This is a genomic window from Pantoea sp. X-Soil-OKNW-556 (assembly GCF_059730695.1).
In genome coordinates, this window is record NZ_AP035990.1 from 3,193,589 (window position 1) to 3,217,149 (window position 23,561).

The 23,561-nt window shown below is 54.6% G+C and carries 20 protein-coding genes and 6 tRNA genes; 18 read left to right on the forward strand and 8 right to left on the reverse strand.

Features of this window, described 5'->3' with window-relative positions:
- Window positions 1–57 precede the first annotated feature (57 nt).
- From AC6I8T_RS14940 to ypdK, 3 genes are all read left to right on the forward strand, one after another.
- Window positions 58–1,659: an MFS transporter gene (locus tag AC6I8T_RS14940; protein WP_497834307.1), complete on the forward strand. Its 1,602-nt coding sequence runs from the start codon at window positions 58–60 to the stop codon at window positions 1,657–1,659.
- A gap of 5 nt (window positions 1,660–1,664) precedes the next feature.
- Window positions 1,665–2,693: an HlyD family secretion protein gene (locus AC6I8T_RS14945; RefSeq protein ID WP_021186340.1), complete on the forward strand. Its 1,029-nt coding sequence runs from the start codon at window positions 1,665–1,667 to the stop codon at window positions 2,691–2,693.
- Window positions 2,694–2,894: 201 nt separating this feature from the next.
- On the forward strand, window positions 2,895–2,966 hold the full coding sequence (ypdK, locus tag AC6I8T_RS14950) for a membrane protein YpdK (RefSeq protein ID WP_150105822.1): 72 nt from the start codon (window positions 2,895–2,897) through the stop codon (window positions 2,964–2,966).
- Window positions 2,967–3,012: 46 nt separating this feature from the next.
- Here the strand turns inward: ypdK and alaC are convergent, their stop codons facing one another.
- Together alaC and AC6I8T_RS14960 are read right to left on the reverse strand one after the other, a co-directional pair.
- Window positions 3,013–4,245 (reverse strand): alanine transaminase, encoded by a 1,233-nt coding sequence (gene alaC / locus AC6I8T_RS14955; RefSeq protein ID WP_021186339.1) that lies wholly within the window; start codon window positions 4,243–4,245, stop codon window positions 3,013–3,015.
- 118 nt (window positions 4,246–4,363) lie between these two features.
- Window positions 4,364–4,888, reverse strand: coding sequence for a GNAT family N-acetyltransferase (locus AC6I8T_RS14960; RefSeq protein WP_208723879.1), 525 nt, complete (start codon window positions 4,886–4,888; stop codon window positions 4,364–4,366).
- Between the two features lie 252 nt (window positions 4,889–5,140).
- On the opposite strand from AC6I8T_RS14960, the gene AC6I8T_RS14965 reads away from it, so the two are divergent.
- Entirely contained in the window at window positions 5,141–6,832 is a 1,692-nt protein-coding gene (locus AC6I8T_RS14965) for a sensor histidine kinase (protein WP_302474913.1), read from the forward strand.
- Entirely contained in the window at window positions 6,829–7,557 is a 729-nt protein-coding gene (locus tag AC6I8T_RS14970; protein ID WP_208723877.1) for a LytR/AlgR family response regulator transcription factor, read from the forward strand. Before AC6I8T_RS14965 ends, AC6I8T_RS14970 begins: the two co-directional genes overlap by 4 nt.
- Before the next feature lie 36 nt (window positions 7,558–7,593).
- Here AC6I8T_RS14970 and glk read toward each other — a convergent pair whose 3' ends face one another.
- Both glk and AC6I8T_RS14980 read right to left on the reverse strand, forming a co-directional pair.
- The gene (gene glk / locus AC6I8T_RS14975; RefSeq protein WP_021186335.1) at window positions 7,594–8,559 is read right to left on the reverse strand and encodes a glucokinase; all 966 of its coding nucleotides are present in this window, start codon (window positions 8,557–8,559) and stop codon (window positions 7,594–7,596) included.
- Between the two features lie 161 nt (window positions 8,560–8,720).
- Window positions 8,721–10,367, reverse strand: a complete 1,647-nt coding sequence (locus AC6I8T_RS14980; protein WP_208723876.1) for a thiamine pyrophosphate-binding protein — start codon at window positions 10,365–10,367, stop codon at window positions 8,721–8,723.
- Between the two features lie 215 nt (window positions 10,368–10,582).
- On the opposite strand from AC6I8T_RS14980, the gene mgrA reads away from it, so the two are divergent.
- Both mgrA and AC6I8T_RS14990 read left to right on the forward strand, forming a co-directional pair.
- Window positions 10,583–11,572 carry an L-glyceraldehyde 3-phosphate reductase gene (gene mgrA / locus AC6I8T_RS14985; RefSeq protein ID WP_021186333.1) on the forward strand — a complete coding sequence of 330 codons (990 nt, stop codon included), beginning with the start codon at window positions 10,583–10,585 and terminating at the stop codon, window positions 11,570–11,572.
- Between the two features lie 159 nt (window positions 11,573–11,731).
- Entirely contained in the window at window positions 11,732–12,085 is a 354-nt protein-coding gene (locus AC6I8T_RS14990) for a DUF2502 domain-containing protein (RefSeq protein WP_497834082.1), read from the forward strand.
- A gap of 69 nt (window positions 12,086–12,154) precedes the next feature.
- Here AC6I8T_RS14990 and AC6I8T_RS14995 read toward each other — a convergent pair whose 3' ends face one another.
- The gene (locus AC6I8T_RS14995; RefSeq protein WP_255341981.1) at window positions 12,155–13,435 is read right to left on the reverse strand and encodes an Nramp family divalent metal transporter; all 1,281 of its coding nucleotides are present in this window, start codon (window positions 13,433–13,435) and stop codon (window positions 12,155–12,157) included.
- A gap of 333 nt (window positions 13,436–13,768) precedes the next feature.
- On the opposite strand from AC6I8T_RS14995, the gene AC6I8T_RS15000 reads away from it, so the two are divergent.
- The 5 genes from AC6I8T_RS15000 (at window position 13,769) to AC6I8T_RS15020 (ending at window position 19,416) form a co-directional block, all read left to right on the forward strand.
- A complete protein-coding gene (locus AC6I8T_RS15000) occupies window positions 13,769–14,959 on the forward strand; it encodes a NupC/NupG family nucleoside CNT transporter (protein WP_021186330.1) in 1,191 nt (396 codons plus the stop codon).
- 192 nt (window positions 14,960–15,151) lie between these two features.
- A complete protein-coding gene (locus tag AC6I8T_RS15005) occupies window positions 15,152–16,240 on the forward strand; it encodes an LLM class flavin-dependent oxidoreductase (RefSeq protein WP_497834083.1) in 1,089 nt (362 codons plus the stop codon).
- Window positions 16,240–17,220 (forward strand): ABC transporter substrate-binding protein, encoded by a 981-nt coding sequence (locus AC6I8T_RS15010; RefSeq protein ID WP_497834084.1) that lies wholly within the window; start codon window positions 16,240–16,242, stop codon window positions 17,218–17,220. Before AC6I8T_RS15005 ends, AC6I8T_RS15010 begins: the two co-directional genes overlap by 1 nt.
- Window positions 17,217–17,807, forward strand: a complete 591-nt coding sequence (locus tag AC6I8T_RS15015) for a cysteine dioxygenase family protein (RefSeq protein ID WP_497834085.1) — start codon at window positions 17,217–17,219, stop codon at window positions 17,805–17,807. Before AC6I8T_RS15010 ends, AC6I8T_RS15015 begins: the two co-directional genes overlap by 4 nt.
- On the forward strand, window positions 17,800–19,416 hold the full coding sequence (locus tag AC6I8T_RS15020) for a rhodanese homology domain-containing protein (protein ID WP_497834086.1): 1,617 nt from the start codon (window positions 17,800–17,802) through the stop codon (window positions 19,414–19,416). The genes AC6I8T_RS15015 and AC6I8T_RS15020 overlap by 8 nt, the downstream gene beginning before the upstream one ends.
- Before the next feature lie 136 nt (window positions 19,417–19,552).
- On the opposite strand, the gene AC6I8T_RS15025 is transcribed toward AC6I8T_RS15020, so the two are convergent.
- Both AC6I8T_RS15025 and AC6I8T_RS15030 read right to left on the reverse strand, forming a co-directional pair.
- Window positions 19,553–19,628: transfer RNA gene (locus AC6I8T_RS15025), tRNA-Ala, on the reverse strand.
- A gap of 45 nt (window positions 19,629–19,673) precedes the next feature.
- Window positions 19,674–19,749, reverse strand: a tRNA-Ala gene (locus tag AC6I8T_RS15030).
- 325 nt (window positions 19,750–20,074) lie between these two features.
- Here AC6I8T_RS15030 and AC6I8T_RS15035 point away from each other — a divergent pair.
- Both AC6I8T_RS15035 and AC6I8T_RS15040 read left to right on the forward strand, forming a co-directional pair.
- Window positions 20,075–20,863 (forward strand): formate/nitrite transporter family protein, encoded by a 789-nt coding sequence (locus AC6I8T_RS15035; protein ID WP_208723871.1) that lies wholly within the window; start codon window positions 20,075–20,077, stop codon window positions 20,861–20,863.
- 111 nt (window positions 20,864–20,974) lie between these two features.
- Complete coding sequence (locus tag AC6I8T_RS15040; protein ID WP_208723870.1) at window positions 20,975–21,328, forward strand: YfeC-like transcriptional regulator; 354 nt, start codon at window positions 20,975–20,977, stop codon at window positions 21,326–21,328.
- Window positions 21,329–21,372: 44 nt separating this feature from the next.
- On the opposite strand, the gene gltX is transcribed toward AC6I8T_RS15040, so the two are convergent.
- Complete coding sequence (gene gltX / locus AC6I8T_RS15045) at window positions 21,373–22,794, reverse strand: glutamate--tRNA ligase (protein WP_208723869.1); 1,422 nt, start codon at window positions 22,792–22,794, stop codon at window positions 21,373–21,375.
- A 273-nt stretch (window positions 22,795–23,067) separates the two neighbouring features.
- On the opposite strand from gltX, the gene AC6I8T_RS15050 reads away from it, so the two are divergent.
- The 4 genes from AC6I8T_RS15050 (at window position 23,068) to AC6I8T_RS15065 (ending at window position 23,454) form a co-directional block, all read left to right on the forward strand.
- Window positions 23,068–23,143, forward strand: a tRNA-Val gene (locus AC6I8T_RS15050).
- A gap of 38 nt (window positions 23,144–23,181) precedes the next feature.
- Window positions 23,182–23,257, forward strand: a tRNA-Val gene (locus AC6I8T_RS15055).
- A 41-nt stretch (window positions 23,258–23,298) separates the two neighbouring features.
- Window positions 23,299–23,374 (forward strand) — tRNA-Val (locus AC6I8T_RS15060).
- 4 nt (window positions 23,375–23,378) lie between these two features.
- Window positions 23,379–23,454, forward strand: a tRNA-Lys gene (locus tag AC6I8T_RS15065).
- Window positions 23,455–23,561: the final 107 nt, after the last annotated feature.

Consider the following 23,561-nt stretch of genomic DNA (forward strand, 5'->3'; position numbering starts at 1 on the left):
AATATGCGATCTGTATCACATCGCAATACACTGCATCAACATAACGAGAAACCTGCTATGAATGCCCAGCCCGCAGCGGCCCCGGCACCCCATCCTTTTACCCTGCGCCTTGCGCTCGGTCTGGTGGGTGTGCTGATTGCCGCCCTGACCGCCGGTTTAAACGATCGCGTCACCGATATTGCTCTGGCGGATATCCGTGCAGCCATTGGCATCAGTTACGATCAGGGTAGCTGGATCATTTCTGCTTACCAGGCTGCCGAAGTGGCCACCATGATGATTGCGCCCTGGTTTGCCGTCACCTTCTCGCTGCGCCGTTTTGCGCTTACCGTCTCGGCTGGCTTCATGATCACCGGCATTCTGCTGCCGCTGCTACCCAATGCCACCTTATTTATCACCCTGCGCATTATCCAGGGGCTGTTTGGTGGCGCTCTGCCCCCGTTACTGATGACGGTCGCGTTACGTTTCTTGCCTCCGCCGATCAAACTTTATGGCCTTGGCGCTTACGCGCTGACAGCGACCTTCGGCCCCAATCTTGCCGCCTCATTGGCTGCTTTCTGGACCGACGACGTCAGTTGGATGTTCGTGTTCTGGCAAGTGGTGCCCGCTATGCTGGTAGCCATGTTGCTGATTGGCTGGGGCCTGCCCCAGGACCCACTGCGTTTCGAGCGTTTCCAGCAAATGGATCTGTTCGGCATGCTGACCGGTTGCAGCGGTATCGCGTTGCTGATCCTCGCACTGACACAGGGTGAACGATTGGACTGGCTCAGCTCGCCATTAATCGTCGCGCTATTATTTAGCGCCGCGGCATTGCTGATTGTGTTCTTTATTAATGAATGGTTTCACCCGTTGCCATTGTTCAAGTTGCAGATGCTGCAACGCCACAACCTCGCGCACGGTCTGCTGGCACTGGCCGGGGTACTGATTCTGTCGCTTTCCGGTTCAGCCCTACCCTCGGCTTACTTTGGCCAGATCGAGGGTTTCCGTACCCTGCAATTTGCACCGCTGGCACTGACGGTGGGTTTACCACAGTTGTTAATCGCACCGTTGATTGCCGCGCTGCTGAATATCCGCTGGATTGACTGCCGCTGGATGCTGACCGCAGGCGTGGCATTGCTGGTGACCTCCTGCCTGCTCGGGATGCAAATCACCACCGACTGGGGGCGACAAAATTTCTGGCTGATACAAATTTTGCAGGCTTTTGGTCAGCCAATGGTGATTTTGCCGGTGTTGATGAGCGCCACCAGCGTCGTTGCCCCGCCGGAAGGTCCTTTTGCCTCCGCGATGTTTAATACCGTGCGCGGCTTCTCCAGCGTCGCCGCCAGTACGCTGGTGGAGTGGTTTATCAGCCACCGCGAACAGTTTCATTCCAATATCCTGGTGGGTAACGCCGCCAGCCGTTCGTGGTTGATGACCGCACCCACCAGCGCACAGGCAAGCAGCAGCTTCCCGCTTTTGCCGGATGGCAGCGCCAGCAGCAGTGAAAACCTGAGCGGTTTCGCCAGTCTGCTGAAGCATCAGGCGATGGTGCTCAGTTTGAGTGATAGCTATGTGATGCTGATCGGTTTCGCCGCACTGCTTCTGCTGCTCACCGCCTGGCTGCCAAAACGTGTCTGGCCGCCACAAACTCTGATTCAACCTGTTACAAACACGTCGAGATAACTGATATGCGTGCTTTTGCTCTGAAAAGAACGGTGCTGCTGAGCGCCTTACTGCTGGTGTTGCTGATCATGGCTTTTTTCGTCTGGTCGTCGATGACCGGCAATGATCACCGAACGGATGATGCTTACGTCAATGCGGATTACACGCTGGTTGCGCCGAAAGTCTCCGGCTATATCGCCAGCGTTAATGTGCAGGATAACCAGCGCGTCAAAGCGGGTGAACTGCTGGCGACGCTCGACGACCGTGATTATCGCGTCGCGCTGGAAACCGCCAAAGCCAATTTACAGGTCAGTGAAGCCAAGCGTCTGAGCAGCCAGGCGCAACTGGAGCAACAGCAATCCACCATTGACCAGGCAAAAGCGACACTGGCCGCCAGCCAGGCTTCAGCTCAGTATGCCGGTCAGAGTGCGGCGCGTTACGACAGCCTGTATAAAAGTGGCACCATCGCCGCCGATGAGCAGCAAAAAGCCACATCTACTCAGCGTTCCGCTGCCGCCACCGTACGCCAGAGCGAAGCGGCGCTGGCCGCCGCCGTGAAGGAAGTTGGTGTTTTGCAGGCAGCATTGCGTCAGGCAGAAGCGGATGTCACCGCCGCACAAGCCAGCGTCGATCAGGCACAGCTTAATCTGTCCTACACCCGTATCGTCGCCCCGGTCGATGGCATGGTGGGACAACGTTCGGTGCGACTCGGGGCCTATGTTACGGCGGGAACCCGTTTGCTGGCGGTGGTGCCGTTGCAGCAAACCTATATCACCGCCAACTATCTGGAAACGCAGTTGACGGATGTGCGTGAGGGGCAAAAGGTGTTGGTGCGGGTGGATGCCCTGCCGGGCAAGACATTTTCCGGCCATGTTGACAGCATTGCGCCCGCCACGGGAGCAACCTTTTCCGCCATTTCACCCGATAACGCGACAGGCAACTACACCAAGGTGGTGCAACGCCTGCCGGTGAAAATCGTGCTGGATCCCAACCAGGCCGATCTGGCGCAATTACGCGTTGGCATGTCGGCGATCCCGGAAATTGAAGTGCACTAAAAACGTGAGAAATATCTCAGAATGGATCTATTTCTTTTCGGAAAAATTACGCGTAAATTAGCGTTCGATCCTGTTCTGAGTTTGCTCTGAACGACCTGAGATGAAAGCGTGTAGCGGTGATGAACTCCACCTTTCTCTTATTCTGTCGCGTTACGCTGGTCTGGGATCACCATCGTCGTAAACGCTCAGAGGAGTTGTAGTGTGAAATACGCTTTGATGGGAATCTCTTTTTTCCTGTTAATCTGGGTCGGCACCTTCATGCTGATGCTCTAGTATCACCAGGAAGGGGCGACGGGATTGTCGCCCCTGAAACGGAAGGCTATTCTTCTTCTGTGGTTTTCACGGTTCCGGGCAAAATCCCGTCGGCACGGAACATCGCTTTAATTCCCCGCACCGCCTGACGAATACGATCGCTGTTCTCAATCAGCGCAAAACGCACATGGGTGTCACCGTAGTCACCAAAGCCGATACCTGGCGACACGCACACTTTGGCCTCCTGCAATAAACGTTTGGCAAACTCCAGCGAACCAAGATGCGCGTAATGGTCAGGAATTTTCGCCCAGACGTACATCGAGGCTTTGGGCATCTCGACCATCCATCCCGCTTCGTGCAGCCCTTTCACCAGCACATCACGACGACGTTTGTACTGCTCGGCGATATCGCGTACACATTGCTGATCCCCTTCCAGCGCAGCGATTGCTGCCACCTGCAACGGCGTAAAGGTGCCGTAATCGTGGTAACTCTTGATACGCGCCAGCGCCGAAACCAACTCTTTATTGCCGACCATAAAACCGATACGCCAGCCCGCCATGTTGTAGCTTTTCGACAGGGTGAAAAACTCAACCGCGACATCGCGTGCACCCGGCACCTGCATGATCGACGGCGCTTTCCAGCCATCGTAGACAATGTCGGCATAGGCCAGGTCGTGGATCACCAACACGTTGTACTGCTTCGCCAGCGCAATCACGCGTTCGAAGAAATCCAGTTCCACGCATTGCGCAGTCGGGTTGGACGGGAAACCGAGGATCATCATCTTCGGTTTTGGGTAGCTTTCACGAATGGCGCGTTCCAGCTCGTTAAAGAAATCGACGCCCGCCACCAGCGGCACAGAACGGACCTGCGCCCCGGCAATCACCGCGCCGTAAATATGAATAGGGTAGCTGGGGTTCGGCACCAACACGGTGTCGCCGTGGTCGAGGGTTGCCAGCATCAAATGCGCCAGTCCCTCTTTCGAACCGATGGTGACAATGGCTTCAGACTCAGGATCGATATCCACCTGATAACGGTCAGCGTACCAGCGTGAAATCGCGCGACGCAGGCGCGGGATCCCTTTCGAGGTGGAGTAGCCGTGAGTGTCCTCGCGCTGGGCCACCTGGCACAGTTTTTCTACGATATGCGGCGGCGTCGCGCCATCCGGGTTCCCCATCGAAAAATCGATGATGTCTTCGCCGCGCCGACGCGCAGCCATCTTCAATTCAGCGGTGATGTTAAAAACGTAAGGGGGAAGGCGGTCAATACGAGAAAAACGACGGGGTGTGCTGTTATCAGCCATGATGTCCTCTGGAGTACGTTAGCGCCCGGACCGTCCGAGCGACGTGGGTCACTGCTGTGACCGAACCAAGAACATAACGCGGTGATAACAGGATTGTCGAGAGCCGAAGATAATATTTTTATTTTTGCTGATTCAGACGCCCCAGCACCCAATCGTTCACCCATTGGCCGTTTAACAGATAATTATCCCGTAGCGTCCCCTCCAGCACAAAATCATTCTTCTCCAGAATGCGTCTTGATGGCCAATTCCCCTCCACCACCAGTGCTTTCAGCTTATGAAATTCGGCTTGCAGCAAAAACGTACAAAGCGCACCCAGCGCCTCGCTGCCATACCCCTGTCCGGTAAAACGATGCAGCATCATGTAGCCGACCTCGGCCTGGCGATAGGGTTCCCACTCCGGGTTGCAACCAAACAGGCCTATTGCTTCGCCGGTTTCACGCAAACGGGCCACCATGCACAACATGTGAAAACTGCTGACCTGCCAGGGAGCAAGGCGTTCCGTAAACCGCTGACGGATATCCTCTTCATCGGGGATTTCACTTACCCAGATCATGGTCGCGGCATCTTCATGTACCGCTTTGAAAATCTGCCAGTCTTCCGGCTGGAGGCGGTTGAGGGTCAAACGGGCTGTAACTAATTGCATGGCTGCGCTCCGAAAAAGGCTTAGGCCAACATAACAAACCGCACCGGTGACAACCAGTCTCAGCGCAGGGAAAAGCTAATCCTCTTTTTACTACTCAACTTTTCCTCTTTTTGCGTTTTACACGATAAAAATTGATCCTGGCCATAAGAAGTGTCTGAGGCCGGTCAGGGCGCTGGCGGATCGCGATCACATTTTTTATCATAGCCCTACCCTCCGGTTACTGACGAGATGCCTGTGCCTTCTCACTTTGACATGCTGCTGGCGGTATTTGACCGCGCCGCGCTGATGCTGATTTGCCTGTTCTTTCTCACCCGGACGCGCGCATTTCGCCAGTTACTACAGAAAGATGAACACTCGCGTCAGGAAAAAGTGGTGGTGACAGCGATTTTTTCGCTGTTTGCCCTGTTCAGCACCTGGTCAGGTATTGATGTCGATGGTTCACTGCTTAACGTGCGCGTGATTGCCGTAATGTCAGGTGGCATTTTGTTTGGCCCGTGGGTCGGCATCGCCACCGGGGTGATTGCCGGCTTGCATCGTTTTCTGATTGATATTCATGGCATTACCTCGATTCCCTGCCTGATTACCAGCATCATTGCCGGTATCGCCTCGGGGGCGATTAATCGTCGGGTGAGCAAGGAACAGCGTTGGCGCGCCGGTATTCTCGGCGGCATGTTATGTGAAACCCTCACCATGCTGCTGATTGTGCTGTGGGCCAGACCGATGTCACTCGGCCTGGATATTGTTTCCGAGATTGCGCTGCCGATGATCCTCGGCGCTTCCAGCATCGGTTTGATTGTGTTGCTGGTACAGAGTGTCGAAGGTGAAAAAGAGGCGATTGCCGCGCGACAGGCCAAGCTGGCGCTGGAAATTGCCAACAAGACGCTGCCGTTGTTCCGCCAGATTAACAGCCACTCGTTGCATCAGGTATGCGACATCATTCGTTGTGAAATCAATGCTGACGCCGTGGCGATCACCAATACCAAACAGATTCTCGCCTACGTCGGCTACGGCGCGCAAAACTATCAGAATGGCGACGACGGCCTCAGCCCGACCACCGCGCAGGCGATCACCAGCGGTAAAATCATCATCAAGAATAATGACGAAGCGCACCGTACCAAGGATATTCACTCAATGCTGGTTATTCCCCTTTTGGAAAAAGGGGAAGTCACCGGCACGCTAAAAATCTATTATCGCCGCGCTCACCGTATCACCGGATCACTAAAAGAGATGGCCGTGGGGCTGTCGCAAATCATCTCTACCCAGTTGGAAGTGTCCCGCGCCGAGCAACTGCGTGAGATGGCAAACAAAGCTGAACTGCGTGCCTTACAAAGCAAGATCAACCCACATTTCCTGTTTAACGCCCTGAACGCCATTTCAGCATCGATTCGAATGAACCCGGATACCGCACGCCAGTTGGTAATTAATCTGTCGCGCTATTTGCGTTACAACCTGGAACTGAATGACGACGAGCCAATCGATATCAAAAAAGAGCTGTGGCAGGTGAAGGATTACATTGCCATCGAACAGGCACGCTTTGGTGACAAGCTATCGATGATCTATGACATCGACGAAGACCTGCATTTTACCTTGCCCAGTCTGCTGATTCAGCCGCTGGTCGAGAATGCCATCGTGCACGGCATCCAGCCCTGTCGCGGCAAAGGCGTGGTGACTCTCAGCGTCAAAGATCTCGGTGATCGGGTGCGGGTGGCGGTACGTGATACCGGAGCCGGAATCAGTGAAGAGGTAATGGCACGCGTGGCGCGGGATGAGATGCCCGGTAATAAAATCGGCCTGTTGAATGTACATCATCGGGTGAAGTTGCTCTCCGGCCAGGGATTGACCATAGAGCGCCATCAACCTGGCACCGAAATCTCCTTTACCCTCAGTAAACATGGCCATCGACTACCAGCAACACAGGCCAGCGTGACGGAGACTTCAGCGTGAAAGCCATTATTGTTGAAGACGAGTTTCTGGCACAGCAGGAACTGAGCTGGATGATTCAGCATCACAGCCAGATCACCATCGAAGCCTGTTTTGATGACGGACTGGAAGTCCTGAAGTATCTGCAAAACCATCGGGTCGATGTCATTTTCCTCGACATCAATATCCCCTCGCTGGATGGCATGTTGTTGGCGCAAAACATCAATCAATTCGCCCATAAGCCGTTAATTGTGTTTATTACCGCGTGGAAAGAGCATGCGGTAGAAGCCTTCGAGCTGGAGGCTTTTGACTACATTCTGAAGCCGTATCACGAATCACGCATCATCACCATGCTTAACAAGCTGGAGGCGAGCTGGCAACAGCAGCAGTCCCCCGCCAGCAGCCCGCAGGCTATTGCCCAGCAGACGGTAAATCTGGTGAAGGATGAGCGCATCATCGTCACCGATATTAACGATATTTATTATGTTGAAGCCCACGAGAAACTGACGTTCGTGTATACGCGACGCGAAGCGTATGTGATGTCGATGACCATCAGCGAGTTTTGTAGCCGCTTACCCGAGACGGCTTTCTTTCGCTGCCACCGTTCATACTGTGTCAACCTGAGTAAAATCCGCGAGATAGAACCCTGGTTCAACAATACTTATCTGGTGAAATTACGCGATTTGGATGCGCAGGTGCCGGTGAGTCGTAGCAAGGTGAAAGCGTTTCGGCAACTGATGCGCTTATAAGGCGAGCAGCGCTGGAGGCCACTCGCCTGCGGGAAATTACAGCACGCGACCCAGTGTCTGACGCAGATGCGCGCCTGCACCAAGCAAGCCCGGCTGATCGTGCGTAATCATAAACACGGGGATATCAACCAGATAGTCGCGGAAGCGGCCCTTGTCTTCAAACGCGGCGCGGAAGCCGGAGGCTTTAAAGAAGTCGAGGAAACGCGGCACAATACCACCGGCGATATACACGCCGCCAAAGGTGCCGAGATTCAGCGCGAGGTTGCCGCCAAAACGTCCCATGATGACGCAGAACAACGACAATGCGCGGCGGCAATCGATGCAGCTGTCTTTCAGCGCGCGTTCGGTCACGTCTTTAGGTTTCAGGTTTTCCGGCTCGCGCTGATCCGATTTGACGATAGCGCGATAGAGATTAACCAGCCCGGAACCGGACAGTACACGTTCCGCTGAAACATGGCCCAGTTCCGCGCGCAGCACTTCCAGAATCTCGCCCTCTTCTTCGCTGTTCGGCGCGAAATCAACATGGCCGCCCTCGCCCGGCAGACTGACCCAGCGCTTATCGACATGCACCAGATGGCTGACGCCGAGGCCGGTGCCCGCGCCGTAAATAGCGATCGGCTTATCTTTCACCGGGGCTTTGCCGCCAAACTGAATCACATCACTTTCCGCCAGCATCGGCACCGCCATTGAGATGGCGGTGAAGTCATTGATGATCTCAAGATGAGCAAAACCCAGGCTCTCTTTCATCTGCTTCGTGGAGAAAGCCCAGTCATGGTTGGTCATTTCGACCCAATCGCCGGTGATCGGGCAGGCAATGGCGATGCAGCCATCTTTAATATCCTGCTTCTGCTCATCCAGATAGTGACGAATCACCGCTTCGAGATTGTCATAGTCTGCTGTTGAGAATGTTTTGGCCTGGGAGATGGCACCGGTTTCCACCTCACACAGGGCGAGACGGGCATTGGTGCCGCCCACATCGCCGACCAGGGCGTATTTTGTCATTCTTCTGCTGCTCCGCTTGGGTCATAAATAATTGCAAGACACTATAAAAGCCTGCCAATAAAACAACAACGCCCATCAGTGCGTCAGATGGGCGTAATCACTCAGGTGCGACCACATCCTGCCATGCAGTGGCTGGACTGCACAGAGGCAACTGTCCGAATTCAGCCGCCGTTGCGCTGATGCAGCGAGGCAGTCACTTTACGCAGCAATGGTGGGATATCTTCTTTATCCAGCACCACTTCCACCAGCGACAAACGCTGATTATTCGCCAGCCGTGCCATCACCGCCTCCAGTTGCACCGTTTCGCTGACGCGCCAGCTTTGCGCTTCTCCCGTCAGACTGAGCGCCTGCGGCAGCGCAGTCCAGTTCCACTGCGCAATGTCGTTGTAACGCTGATGCGCGCCATGAATCGCGCGTTCGACGGTATAACCTTCATTATTGAGAAGAAAAATAATCGGCTGCTGACCATCGCGCTGCATGGATCCCAGCTCCTGGATGGTTAACTGCGCCGAACCGTCGCCGATGATGAGAATTACCCGCCGTTGCGGCTGCGCGGTTTGCGCACCAAAGGCGGCGGGTAAAGTATAGCCAATCGAACCCCAGAGCGGCTGAACCAGCAATTGCACATCCTCGGGGAGGCGTAAAGCGGCGGCACCAAAGGCGGCAGTACCTTGATCGGCAAGGATAATATCACCTGGCAGCAGGAAACGCTGCATTGCCTGCCAGAAGGCATGCTGACTGATGAAAGCATCATCATCCGATGTATCTTCCCGTGTCGCCATGCCACCGATAGCCCAACGTTCGCCATAACGTCGGAACAAAGGTTCCAGCACGCCCAGCGCTTCTGCCATGCTTAAGGGCGAGAAGGTTTCCCCGGCAACCACAGCATGGAACGGTTGCAGGTCGATAAGTTTTTCTGTGGGGAGCTGCTGGGTAAAACCGGCGGTTAAGGTATCGGTGAAACGAACACCGACGCAGACAGTCACGTCAGTTTCTTCTATGGCCGCCCGCACCGCTGGCGTACTGCCCTCCCCGGCATAGGTGCCGACAAAGCCTGGCTGCTGCTCATCCAGCACGCCTTTGCCCATCAACAGGGTGGCGGCAGGAATGGCACGCAGCTGACGCAGGGCAGCCAGGGGGGATTGCAGTTGCCAGCGCGCGGCAAGGAAATCGGCCAGCAGCGCCACATGTTGAGCCGATGACAGCATAGCTTCCGCCGCTGTCGCAAAGGCATCTACCGCGGAAGGAAGCGACGTGATGGCAGAGGATGGCAGCGGTAAGGTGACCTCGGCCTGAGCAACATCGACCGCCAACAGCAAATAACCAGGGCGGTGTTGATACAGGGCTTCACCCATCACGCGATCGATTTCCTGTACCGCATTCTCTGCGGTCAGCACCGCGCTCGCCGCACTCACCTCCTGCGCCATACGGCTGAAGTGACGGAAATCGCCATCGCCCAGAGAATGATGGACACAATCCCCCTGGCTCTGTACCTGGCTGGCCGGTGCACCCACGATATGAATCACCGGTACATATTCGGCGTAACTGCCAGCGATACCGTTGATCGCACTTAACTCGCCGACGCCGAAAGTGGTCAGCAAGGCGGCAGCGCCGTTACAACGGCCATAACCATCCGCCGCATAGGCCGCATTCAGCTCGTTAGCGCAGCCGACCCAGGTGATATCGGGATGCGCAATGACGCTATCGAGAAACTGTAAATTGTAATCCCCCGGCACGCCAAACAGGTGCCGGATCCCCGCTTGCTGTAAACGCATCAACAAAAATTCGCCAACTTTGAGGGTTTTCATGCGCAGCGACTCCTTGGTGGGTTATATCTGGAGTATTAGCGATGCGGCTGAATTGGTTAGATTTTCAACATCATTTCTCAGAATGATCTGGCAACAGAACGTTACGATGACGGAAAAATCCGTAAGTTGCGATCGCCGACGCGTTTGCCATTAGTGTAAACGCATACACTGCTATGCTGATGACACTTTCTCCCCCTTTGAGACAGGAACGCTGCATGAGTGTTTTTCCCCATCCCGAACGTTATCAACAGATGCAATATCGCCGCAGTGGTCGTAGTGGCCTGAAACTTCCAGCGATTTCGCTTGGCTTGTGGCACAACTTTGGCGACAGCACCCGGGTTGATAACAGCCGCGAACTGCTGCGCCACGCTTTTGATTGCGGCATCACGCATTTTGACCTGGCAAATAACTACGGACCGCCGCCGGGATCGGCTGAAGAGAATTTTGGGCGCATTCTGCGGGAGGATTTCCGTGGCTATCGTGATGAGTTGTTAATCTCCACCAAAGCCGGTTACACCATGTGGGATGGCCCCTATGGTGACTGGGGTTCGCGCAAGTATCTGATTTCCAGCCTCGATCAAAGCCTGAAACGCATGGGGTTGGAATACGTGGATATCTTTTATCACCATCGTCCGGACCCGGAAACCCCGCTGGAAGAAACCATGCGGGCGCTGGATCAGGTGGTGCGCCAGGGCAAAGCGCTGTATGCCGCCATCTCAAATTACCCGGCAGAGCGCGCCGCTGAAGCGATTGCCATTCTGCGCGACCTCGGTACGCCCTGCCTGATTCACCAGCCACGCTACTCGATGTTTGAGCGCGCGCCGGAACAAGGGTTGCTGGATGTATTGGGCGACAATGGCGTCGGCTGCATCGCCTTCTCACCACTGGCTGGTGGCGTTCTGACTGACCGTTATCTGCAAGGTATTCCCGAGGATTCAAGGGTGGCCAGCGGCAGCAAATTCCTGCGTGAAGACCAACTGACACAGGAAAAAATGGCCAAGGTCCGTGCATTGCAAAACATTGCACAGCAGCGTGACCAGAAACTGGCGCAGATGGCGCTGAGCTGGGTGCTGCGTGATACCCGCGTCACCTCAGTATTGATTGGTGCCAGTAAAACTGCGCAAATTGATGATGCCGTTGCCATGCTGAGCCAGCCTGCGCTGAGCGAAGCAGAGTTAGAGGCCATCAACGCGATTCTGGTGTAACCGCTTTCCCGCCCGGCCAAGGCCGGGCTTCCCTTCCGGCAGAAAACTCTTATTTCAGATTATCCTCAATGTATTCAGACTACGTCTTAAGGTCTTTTTGGTCCGATCTGGCAGACTAGCGCAACGGTAGCAATCGATAAGCTGCCGGAAAGGAGAATTATGAAACGTGGAATTTTGTTTGCCGCTTTGCTGGCAACGCTGTCCCCACTGGCACTACACACATCCCATGCCAGTAGTGCCACCATTAATCTGGCCCCTGGCATCACCCTGCATTTAGGCGATCGCGATCATCGAGGTTACTACTGGGATGGTGGCCGCTGGCGCGAACCGCGTTGGTGGAATGATCGCTATCGTTATCACGATCATCGTTGGTGGCGTCATGAGGAGTGGCGTCGACATGAGGCGTGGAAACGCGAGCAGGAACGTCGCCGTCATGAGCGCTGGCGTTATGAGCATCGTCATGACCATCATGGACATGGTCACGGCCATGACCACGGTCGCGACCGTTACTAATTTCGGCTTATTCCTCTGCGCAATAAATCGCGCCGCTACAACAAAAAGGTGTGCATCTGCACACCTTTTTTATAATCCCAGCGCCTGCCCGACCAGCAGATAAATATTCAGCGCCACCACTAACCCGACAATCACCCAACCGACGGTTTGCATCAGACGTGAGTTAACCATCTCAGCCCCCATCAGCTCACGGTTGCCGGTAAAAAACAGCAGCGGCACCAACGCCAGTGCGATACCGAAGCTCAGCAGCACCTGACTAAACACCAGAATGCGTGTCGGATCCCAGCCTGCCCAGATCACAATAAAAGAAGGCAGCATGGTAATAGCGCGACGTAACCACAGCGGAATCTGGAAACGGATAAAGCCCTGCATGACCACCTGCCCGGCGAGGGTTCCCACCACCGTAGAAGACAACCCTGCTGCCACCAGACTCAGACCAAATACCGTCGCCGCAGCATGGCTTAACAACGGTTGCAGCGTCAGATACGCCTGATCCAGATCGGCGATGCCGGTGTGACCGCTGAAGTGAAACGCTGCCGCTGCGGTTGCCATCATCGCCAGGTTAACAAACCCGGCAATGGTCATGGCAATCGCCACATCCAGTTTGGTGGAGGAGTAACGCTGTCCTTTGGTGCCCTGATTACCGTATTGCGTCAGTGCCGAATGCAGATAAATCACATGCGGCATAATGGTGGCACCGAGTACGCCGGCAGCAAGGAATACCGCATCCGCCGTCGGCAAGGATGGCAGCGCCATGCCGGTAATCAACTCGCTGACTTTGGGCTGGGAGAAGAACAACTCAACAATATATGCCGCGGCCACAAACAGCAGCAACCCGCCAATAACCAATTCGAGGGGCTTTTGTCCACGATTTTGCAGCATTAGAATCAGGAAGGTCGCGATACCGGTCAGCACCGCACCCTGGAAAAGCGAGATACCAAGCAACAACTTAAAGCCCAGCGCGGCACCGATAAATTCGGCCAGGTCGGTCGCCATAGCGATGATTTCGGCTTGTACCCAGTAAAACCATACCGCCGGACGTGGGAAGCGATCGCGAATATGTTCCGCGAGATTTTTGCCGGTAGCGATACCCAGCTTAGCTGACATGAGCTGAATCAGCATTGCCATGATATTCGCCCAGACCACCACCCACAGCAGTTTGTAGCCGTACGCAGCCCCCGCCTGAATATTGGTGGCGAAATTGCCGGGATCGATATAACCGATAGCCGCGATGAAGGCCGGTCCCAGCAAGGCAAGTTTTATCTTTCTGGCTCCGCGAGCAGCGCGCTCAGCGGTGCGGCTTTCTGACATAGTTTTTGACCCTGTCTTAACGCTTGTTGACCCGAACAGGTTACGGGGCAGGCGCGGCAAGTGAAATATGGTTATAGTTATCGCTTTAATAGATAGTGCTATAAAGTATAGCCTTTGCTATACATTGCGGTAAAGCCAGGTTTTGCCAAAATGTGTGCAACAGGAATCAATCTACCCTCGGCTCATTTTATAGACAATGACTTTGTGGTTATTTTTGTTGTAACAAGTGTGTGAAGAAGTTGTGATGGTTGAGACTAATCTTAAAAATATGTCGATAGTTAATACTTATAATGTGGTTTAGATCTCGTTTTTAAGTAACGCGTTACATAGAATACGCAGCAAAATACAACCCTCCTCAAATTTGGAGCCGACATGTCCCATATTTTGCACTTTCTTTTGGCATTGGTGGTGGTAGCCGTGCTGGCCTTATTGGTCAGTCACGATCGTAAAAGCATCCGTATTCGCTATATCGTTCAGCTTCTGGTGATTGAAGTTCTGTTGGCCTGGTTCTTCCTGAACTCTGAAGCGGGTCTTGGCTTCGTGAAAGGGTTTGCAGGCCTGTTTGACCATCTGCTCAAGTACGCCGCAGAAGGGACTAACTTCGTGTTCGGCAATATGAATGAAAAAGGCCTCGCCTTCTTCTTCCTGAATGTGCTGTGCCCGATTGTGTTTATCTCCGCCCTGATCGGTATTTTGCAACATTTCCGCATCCTGCCGTGGGTGATTCGTGGCATCGGTACCGTGCTGTCAAAAATCAATGGCATGGGCAAGCTGGAATCCTTTAACGCCGTCAGCTCTCTGATTCTGGGACAATCAGAAAACTTTATCGCCTATAAGGATATCCTCGGCAAAATGTCACAGCGCCGCATGTACACCATGGCGGCTACCGCGATGTCCACAGTGTCTATGTCGATCGTTGGCGCTTACATGACCATGCTGCAACCCAAATATGTGGTTGCCGCGCTGGTACTGAACATGTTCAGTACCTTTATCGTGCTGTCGCTGATTAACCCGTACCGCGTCGATAGCGAAGAAGATCTGCAATTGCAGGACCTGCACAAAGGTCAGAGCTTCTTCGAAATGCTGGGCGAATACATCCTTGCCGGTTTCCGTGTGGCGATTATCGTTGCGGCGATGTTGATCGGTTTTATCGCCCTGATTTCCGGCCTGAATGCGCTGTTTGATGTGATCTTCGGCATCAGCTTCCAGGGCGTGCTGGGTTATGTCTTCTATCCGTTTGCCTGGGTGATGGGCGTGCCTTCCAACGAAGCGTTGCAGGTTGGCAGCATCATGGCGACCAAACTGGTTTCTAACGAATTCGTGGCGATGATGGATCTGCAAAAAATTGCCGGTCAGCTGTCACCGCATGCGGAAGGTATTCTGTCAGTGTTCCTTGTCTCCTTTGCTAACTTCTCCTCTATCGGGATTGTGGCAGGTGCGATTAAAGGTCTGAACGAAGAACAGGGCAACGTGGTGTCCCGCTTCGGTCTGAAACTGCTGTACGGCTCTACCCTGGTGAGCGTGCTTTCCGCTGCGATTGCCGGTCTGGTGCTGGGCTTCTGATGTTAAGGGCGGGCTTCGGCTCGCCCTTCTCTTCTTTATTATTCCTATCCGTTATATCTCCTTTTTTTACCCCGCTCTCCGCGCCTGACGCTTCTTCACGTCAAAACGCAAAACCTTTGCACAATATTGAATTTCCGTTGCCACCGCCCGCGCCCGTAGCTTTTCTCCATGACTTCACATCAGGAGAACACTATGAGCATTCAGTTTCTTGGCATGATTGGCCACCGCCTCGCCTCCGAAATCATTCCAGCCAACGGCCCGTTATTTGATAAAGACTACATCGCCCGCTTCGCCCGCGCCCATGAAGACGCCGGGTTTGACCGCATCCTGGTCGGTTACTGGTCCGATCAACCGGACGGTTTTCTCGTCACCGCCCATGCCGCCGCCCATACTTCGACGCTGAAATTCCTGCTGGCCCATCGCCCAGGTTTTGTGGCACCCACCCTTGCCGCGCGCAAACTGGCTTCGCTCGATCACCTCACCGATGGCCGCCTGGCGGTGCATATCATCAGCGGCGGCAGCGACAGTGAACAACGCCGCGATGGTGATTTCCTCAATAAAGCCGAACGCTACGCGCGTACCGATGAATTTCTGACGGTGCTGAAGCAGAGTCTGGAATCGACGCAACCCTACAATCACCAGGGAACGTTCTACCAGGCCGAGCAGGCGTTCTCCGCGATTAAGCCGTTGCAGAAAAAGCTGCCGATCTATTTTGGCGGTTCGTCAGCAGAAGCGATTGATGTCGCGGCACGCCATGCCGATGTGTTCGCCTTGTGGGGCGAACCGTTGAAAGGCGCAGAAGAGACGGTGCGCAGCGTTCGTGCTGCCGCCGCAAAACAGGGGCGGGAAATTGATTTCAACATTTCTTTCCGCCCCATCCTCGGTAGCACCGAAAAAGAGGCCTGGGAACGTGCCGAGTACATTCGCGAAACGGCCGGGAAACAGTTGGCGGAAAGCGGTTATACCTTCGGCTTGCCAAAACCACAGAGCGTCGGTGCACAGCGCTTGTTAGCTGCCGCCAACGAGGGCGAACGCCACGATAAAGTGCTGTGGACCGGCGTCGCCAAACTGGTGCAGGGTGGCTACAACTCCACCGCATTGGTTGGCACGGCCGAACAGGTGTCTGACGCGCTGCTGGATTACTACCGCCTCGGCATCCATAACGTGCTGATTCGTGGTTTCGATCCCCTTAACGATGCGGTGGAATATGGCCGCGAATTGCTGCCACTGACGCGCGAAAAAGTCGCGGCTGTCGATCGCCATGAAAAAAGGAGTGCCTGATGCGGCTGGCTGCTTTATTTGCCGGTCTGACGCTGGCGCTATCGCTTAATCCGTTGTTTGCCGCCGAGAAAGTCACTTTGCGCCTCGGTGATGTAAAGGGTGACCGCTTTGCAGCGCTGAAGGCGTCTGGCGAGCTGACCAACCTGCCTTATGACCTTAAGCTCACGGCATTTGACTCCGGTGCACCGGTGCAGGAAGCGCTGAACGCCGGGGCGTTGGATGTCGGTTTCACCGGCGATCTGCCGTTCCTGTTTGTCTATGCTGCGGGGGCCCCGGTGAAAGCGGTAGGTGCGTGGCAAAACAACCCGGATAGTATCGCCCTGCTCACTCGTCCCAATGCCGGGGTGCACAGCTTGCAGGATTTGAAAGGCAAGCAAATTGCGGTGAATCGCGGCGGCTGGGGCCATTATCTGATTCTCGGTTTGCTGGAACGCGCGGGCCTTAAGCCCAGCGACATGACGTTGCGCTTCCTCGGTCCGGTGGATGGACGTGCCGCGTTAACCTCGGGTGCCGTGGCCGCCTGGGCACCGTGGGAACCTTATATCGCAACCTCTACCGCCGTCGATGGTACGGTGCGTGTGCCACAAGGCGGTGGCAAGGGCATTATGTCGGGATATTCCTATGCGCTGGCGCGTGATGAGGCACTGAGTAACCCGGAAAAACGCAAAGCCATCGCCGATTTGCTGGTGCGCTTAGCCAAAGCGCAGGTTTGGGCGCAGCAGCATCCCACTGAGTTCGCCCAGGTTCTGGGAAAAACCCTCAATATGCCAACCAGCATTACCGCCAGTTGGATCGCTGATGCGCGCATTCGTCCGTTGGTATTCGATGCCAGCCTGATTGGTACGCTGCAAAAATCGGCGGATTTTTTCCACCGTTACCAGGTGTTGCCAAAGCAGGTTGATGTCAGCAAAGCGTTTGATTTCAGCCTCGCCGCCGGGGCCAATCAGGTGGCAAAAAGTGTTCAGGGGGATAAATCATGAGAGAACTTCAGCACCACCGGTTACGTACCTTTGTCGGCAATCTGGCGCAACTGCTCGATAGCCATCCTGATGAGCAATCTCTGTTGCAACGCGCCAGTGCCTGGCTGGCTGAGTTGATCCACCATGACGACTGGCTGGACGAAGCCTTTACCCAACCGCATCCCCAACATTATCAGCAATATTTGTTGTACGCCGATGCGCAGCAGCGCTTCTCGGTGGTGAGCTTTGTCTGGGGACCGGGGCAGCAGACGCCGATACACGACCATCGCGTCTGGGGCTTAATTGGCATGCTACGTGGCGCGGAGATATCCCAGTCATGGCAACCCGGCCCCAACGGTTTACAACCGGAAGGCCCGCCGGTACGCCTTGAGCCAGGCAGCGTAGAGGCGGTATCTCCTACGGTGGGCGACATCCATCGTGTCAGCAATGCCTTTGACGATCGGGTATCCATCAGCATCCACGTCTATGGCGCCAATATCGGCGCGGTTAAGCGCGCGGTGTATCGCGAAGACGGCAGCGAAAAAGAGTTTATCTCCGGCTACAGCAACCGTTACTTACCAAACATTTGGGATCTTTCACATGACTAAACCGGTTTTTCCGTTACGCCAGGCGGCCGACATTCTGACCGCGCTGCGTCAGCAGCAGGAAGTGGCACTGGTCGATGTGCGCGATGAAGCGCTGTATGCCACGGGTCATCCGTTGTTTGCGGTGAACATCCCGTTATCCAAACTTGAACTGGAGTGGCTGGATCGCATCCCGCAGCGTGCTACCGCCATTACCTTATACGACAATGGCGAGGGTCTGGCGCAAACGGCTGCGGAACGCATTGCAGCATTGGGTTACCACAATGTCGCGTTGTTGGCGGATGATCTGCCAGGCTGGCAGGCCGCCGGAGGGGAGCTGTTTATTGACGTGAACTCCCCCAGTAAAGCTTTCGGTGAACTGGTGGAACATCATAACCAGACACCGTCGCTCTCCGCCGATGAGGTACATAGCCTGCTGAACGGCGACCACGATGTGGTGGTGCTGGACGCACGCCGCTTTGATGAATACCAGACCATGAGCATCCCACACGCTACCAGTGTACCGGGCGGTGAGTTGGTGTTGCGGGTGCGCGACCTCGCCCCCTCTCCGGAAACCACAGTGATCGTTAACTGCGCAGGCCGCACGCGCAGCATCATCGGCACGCAGTCACTGGTGAATGCCGGAATCCGTAATCCGGTGTTTGCACTACGGAACGGCACTATCGGCTGGACACTGGCGGGACATCCGCTGGATAAGGGACAGGACCGCCGTTATGGTGCAACCAGCGAAATCGCACAGCGCCAGGCGGCGGCAAAAGCGCGTGAACTGGCGGATCGCGCGGGCGCGGAACGCATTACGCTCGACACACTGCATCGTTTGCGACAGGAGCCTCGCACCACTTATCTGTTTGATGTGCGCGATGCACAGGAATATGCCGCCGGATATGTCCCCGGCAGTCGCCATGTTCCAGGTGGTCAACTGGTGCAGGAAACCGATCACTACGCCAGCGTACGTGGTGCGCGCATTGTATTGATTGACGACGACGGCGTGCGTGCCAATATGGCGGCCTCCTGGCTGGCGCAACTGGGTTGGCAGGTGGCGGTGCTGGAGGGTTTGCAGGTCAGTGATTTCAGTGTGACGGGCAACTGGCAAGCTCAGGTTCCGCCTGTCGCACAGCCAGAATTTGTCTCACCGCAACAGCTTGCCAGTTGGCTGGCTGAAGGACAAACCCAGGTGTTGGATTTCACCACGCGCGTCAATCACCTCAACAGCCATATTCCCGGTGCAGCCTGGCTGCTGCGCTCCACCCTGCAACAACAGGGCAACGCCTTATTGCCTGAAGCGCGACGTTATGTCCTGACCTGCGGCAGCAGTTTGCTGGCGGGCTATGCGGTCGAACAGATTGCAGAGCTGAGCGGAAAGCCGGTATATGTGTTGGAAGGCGGTAACGCCGCCTGGCGCGCGGCGGGCCTGCCAACCGAACAAGGAGAACAGCGGTTGCTGTCACCAGCGATTGACCGTTATCGCCGTCCGTATGAGGGCACCGATATTGAGCCGACGGTGATGCAGGCTTATCTCGACTGGGAATATGGTCTGGTGGCGCAGTTGGATCGCGATGGAACGCATGGATTCAGGGTACTCAAGCCAGTGTCACAGGCAGTGACCGTCTGACTGGTAGCGGCGCGATTTATCGCGCTGTTTTTAATTTGTTGCAGAAAAAAACCGCACGATAAATCGCGCCGCTACGGGGTACTTGTACCCAATAGTATGATTTTTTTTTAAAATTTGTTCGGAACGAACAGAGAAATGGTGGAGATAAGCGGGATCGAACCGCTGACCTCTTGCATGCCATGCAAGCGCTCTCCCAGCTGAGCTATACCCCCACATCTGGAATCGTTTTTTCAGTGCCAAACTTTTGGGAAGAAGTTTGGTGGAGCTAAGCGGGATCGAACCGCTGACCTCTTGCATGCCATGCAAGCGCTCTCCCAGCTGAGCTATAGCCCCGAACCGAAAAAACCGCCGAGTCACCTCGACGGACGGCATAATATGAAACCCCTTCCTGGGTGTCAACGTCAAATTTCCGTTCTGTGTTCAATCGCTGAAAAAGGCGGCAAACCCGTGTCGCTGTGGCTTTTTTTTCAGCATCATCGCCCGTTTTCTGATGCCGCCTGGTTAAACCATCGTTAATTGCTATCGTAAGAACGCTTGTTTTTTGTTAATGGTCGGTGTAAAACTTCGCACGCTAATTAACCGGTCATCGACCAGGGGTTTTGCCTCTTTTGATCGGCCAGCACGTCCCTTCCCTTGTTATTAATAAGAATGCGAATTTATGTCACTGCATACACCAAAAGAGATCGCCCAACTGGCGATTCAGTCTGGCGTGGTTAAAAGCCAGGCGCCGGTATCTACCTTATTGATCCTCGGCTTTATGGCGGGCGCATTTATTGCAACCGGCTTTCTGCTTGATCTGCACGTTATTAACCAACTGCCCGCCGATTGGGGCTCCTTCGGCGGGCTGTTGGGCGCGGCGGTTTTCCCGGTCGGTCTGATTCTGACCGTGCTGGCCGGTGGTGAACTGCTGACCGGCAATATGATGACCATGCCGATTGCCTGGTTCGCACGCCGTATCAGTGGCTTCAGCGTGCTGCGCAACTGGTTCTGGGTCACCATCGCCAACTTCCTCGGCAGTATCGCCGTCGCCTGGTTCTTTGGTCATATGTTGGGTATGACGGAGGGAGACTACCTGAAGAAAACGGTCGCCATCGCTACCGCCAAAGTGAATGCTGATTTCCTGCATGCCTTTATCTCTGGCATTGGCTGTAACTGGCTGGTGTGCCTGGCGGTGTGGCTGGCGTTTGCCAGTAAAGACGTGGTAGGCAAGATTTTTGGTATGTGGTTCCCGGTAATGGCCTTCGTGGCGATTGGCTTCCAGCACGTCGTGGCAAATATGTTTATCGTGCCGGCCGCGATTTTCGCCGGACAGTTGAGCTGGACTGAGTACCTGCCGAATTTTGTCGCCGTGTTCCTCGGTAATGGCGTTGGCGGGGCGATTTTTGTCGGTCTGACCTACTTTATCGCCTTCCGCCCGGCGATGGCGGCAGCGAGCGAAGCACGTTAATCGAATGGTGCCTTTTGCTGGTGGGCAAAAGGCATTTTGCTGCGTGATGACTTTCACCTGAAACGTTTTGTTGTAATATGTAATTCTAATGTATTTAACAGGGAAAGCGTCGTGAAAAAGGAATGGCTAACACCCGAAGAACTCGCGCTGGAAACCGGATACAGTCGCCAGACTGTTAACAAATGGATTAAACGCGAAAACTGGACAACCACGCCAAAGCCCGGTGTACAGGGCGGCAAGGCGCGTTTGATCCACATTGATGAACGCGTTAAAAGCTTTATCCAATCTACCCGACACGCGAGTGAACCGGCAGCTCATTACGGTGCTCAGCAAAATACGTTACCTGCGTTATTAATAAATTCTATCCAGCAAATGACAGTCGCCGAACAGGAACAATTGGTGGCACTTCTGTTGCGGGAAGGAATCAGAGGCGTATTACAACGGCTGGGAATTCAGGAAAAATAAAAAAGCCGGGAGCAACGCTTCCGGCTTTTTTACTCACGTCAGGTTTAGGCCTGCGCTTCACGTTCCGCAATAAAGGCCAGCGCTTTTTCAATGCGCGCCACGCTGCGGCTGCGACCAATCGCCTGTACCGTCACATCCAGCGCGGGTGATTGCCCGGCACCGGTTACGGCAACACGCAACGGCATGCCGACTTTCCCCATCCCCAGCTCCAGCTCATCAGCCGCGCTTTGAATGGCGTGATGCACATTTTCAGCGGTCCAGTCGTTGTCGCTGATGGCGGCCAGTTTGTCACGCACCACTTCCAACGGTTGACGCGCTACCGGGCGCAGGTGTTTCTTCGCTGCATCGGCATCAAACGCGTCAAACTCTTCATAGAAGTAGCGGCAGGAAGCGGCAATCTCCACCAGCGTTTTGCAACGCTCGCCCAGCAACGTAACCAGCTTCGCCAGTTCCGGGCCAGTACGGGTATCGATGTTCTGTTGTTCAATGTGCCATTGCAGATGGGTGGCGACATATTCCGGCGGCAGCGTATTAATGTAGTGATGGTTCAGCCACTGCAATTTTTCTGTGTTAAAGGCACTGGCTGACTTGCTGACCGCATCAAGGGTAAACAACTCCGTCATCTCCGCCACACTGAAAATTTCCTGATCGCCATGTGACCAGCCCAGACGCACCAGATAGTTGAGCAGCGCTTCCGGCAGGTAGCCGTCATCACGATACTGCATCACACCTACCGCACCATGACGCTTGGAGAGTTTTTTGCCATCGTCACCGAGGATCATCGAGACGTGAGCATAAGTCGGCACTTCAGCGCCAATCGCTTTCAGGATGTTGATCTGACGCGGCGTGTTGTTGATATGGTCTTCACCACGAATCACATGGGTGATCCCCATATCCCAGTCGTCCACCACGACACAGAAGTTGTAGGTCGGCGAACCATCGGTGCGGCGAATGATCAGGTCATCCAGCTCCTGGTTGCTGAATTCAATCGGACCACGGATCTGGTCATCGAAAATTACCGAACCCTCTTGTGGGTTACGGAAACGCACCACGCAAGGTTCATCAGCGGCATGATGTTCGTGGCTGTCGCGGCAACGACCGTCATAACGCGGTTTTTCGCCTTTCGCCATCTGCTCTTCGCGCAATGCTTCCAAACGTTCTTTCGAGCAGTAGCATTTATAGGCAGTGCCTGCTTCCTGCATTTCGTCGATCACCGCGTTATAGCGATCAAAACGTTTGGTCTGGTAGTACGGGCCTTCGTTCCAGTCCAGGCTCAACCAGTTCATGCCATCCATAATGGCTTCGATGGCTTCCGGCGTGGATCGCTCCAGATCGGTATCTTCGATACGCAGAACAAATTCGCCCTTGTTATGACGAGCATAAAGCCAGGAGTAAAGCGCGGTACGAGCACCGCCCACATGCAGATAACCAGTGGGGCTGGGTGCGAAGCGAGTTTTGATTTTCATTCAGCATTGCCTTAAATGCGCGGAGGTTCGTTGTCTGGATGACAAAAAACAGGTTAACGCGAAAAAACAGTGCGCATATTCTAGCAGCTGACCATGATTCCTCAATCATTGTCGCGGTACGCGTCACAATAGATAGTGGTTTTTCTGCTAATAAAACCAGCATATTGGCTAAAAGCGCCGCGAGATGTTTAATTTTAAAGCGAACGCACATTTATGTTTTAAAAAGCGTTGACTCACTTCGAAGGATCCCTATAATGCGACTCCACACAGCGGGGGTGATTAGCTCAGTTGGTAGAGCATCTCCCTTACAAGGAGGGGGTCGGCGGTTCGAGCCCGTCATCACCCACCACTCTCAAGGTGGCCCGCAGTGAACAAGAGATAAGATATGGGTGATTAGCTCAGTTGGTAGAGCATCTCCCTTACAAGGAGGGGGTCGGCGGTTCGAGCCCGTCATCACCCACCATATCTTAGTCTGATGACACTCTTGTTAAGTAGTACCGAAGTGGGTGATTAGCTCAGTTGGTAGAGCATCTCCCTTACAAGGAGGGGGTCGGCGGTTCGAGCCCGTCATCACCCACCACTTCGGGTCGTTAGCTCAGTCGGTAGAGCAGTTGACTTTTAATCAATTGGTCGCAGGTTCGAATCCTGCACGACCCACCATTATGTAGAAAGGCGCCCTAAAGGCGCCTTTTTGCTATGCGCGTTTTACAGATTCCTTTCACAACCTTAACGCTTTGAACCCTCATGTGATTTTATCCCCTTGCCGA

Coding starts and splice junctions, on each gene's coding strand:
- glk (WP_021186335.1), bottom strand. CDS start 8,559: ATGACAAAATACGCCCTGGTCGGCGATGTGGGCGGCACCAATGCCCGT.
- AC6I8T_RS15015 (WP_497834085.1), top strand. CDS start 17,217: ATGAGAGAACTTCAGCACCACCGGTTACGTACCTTTGTCGGCAATCTG.
- AC6I8T_RS15010 (WP_497834084.1), top strand. CDS start 16,240: ATGCGGCTGGCTGCTTTATTTGCCGGTCTGACGCTGGCGCTATCGCTT.
- AC6I8T_RS15000 (WP_021186330.1), top strand. CDS start 13,769: ATGTCCCATATTTTGCACTTTCTTTTGGCATTGGTGGTGGTAGCCGTG.
- AC6I8T_RS15005 (WP_497834083.1), top strand. CDS start 15,152: ATGAGCATTCAGTTTCTTGGCATGATTGGCCACCGCCTCGCCTCCGAA.
- AC6I8T_RS15020 (WP_497834086.1), top strand. CDS start 17,800: ATGACTAAACCGGTTTTTCCGTTACGCCAGGCGGCCGACATTCTGACC.
- gltX (WP_208723869.1), bottom strand. CDS start 22,794: ATGAAAATCAAAACTCGCTTCGCACCCAGCCCCACTGGTTATCTGCAT.
- AC6I8T_RS14945 (WP_021186340.1), top strand. CDS start 1,665: ATGCGTGCTTTTGCTCTGAAAAGAACGGTGCTGCTGAGCGCCTTACTG.
- AC6I8T_RS15035 (WP_208723871.1), top strand. CDS start 20,075: ATGTCACTGCATACACCAAAAGAGATCGCCCAACTGGCGATTCAGTCT.
- AC6I8T_RS14960 (WP_208723879.1), bottom strand. CDS start 4,888: ATGCAATTAGTTACAGCCCGTTTGACCCTCAACCGCCTCCAGCCGGAA.
- alaC (WP_021186339.1), bottom strand. CDS start 4,245: ATGGCTGATAACAGCACACCCCGTCGTTTTTCTCGTATTGACCGCCTT.
- AC6I8T_RS14980 (WP_208723876.1), bottom strand. CDS start 10,367: ATGAAAACCCTCAAAGTTGGCGAATTTTTGTTGATGCGTTTACAGCAA.
- AC6I8T_RS14965 (WP_302474913.1), top strand. CDS start 5,141: ATGCTGCTGGCGGTATTTGACCGCGCCGCGCTGATGCTGATTTGCCTG.
- AC6I8T_RS14990 (WP_497834082.1), top strand. CDS start 11,732: ATGAAACGTGGAATTTTGTTTGCCGCTTTGCTGGCAACGCTGTCCCCA.
- AC6I8T_RS14940 (WP_497834307.1), top strand. CDS start 58: ATGAATGCCCAGCCCGCAGCGGCCCCGGCACCCCATCCTTTTACCCTG.
- mgrA (WP_021186333.1), top strand. CDS start 10,583: ATGAGTGTTTTTCCCCATCCCGAACGTTATCAACAGATGCAATATCGC.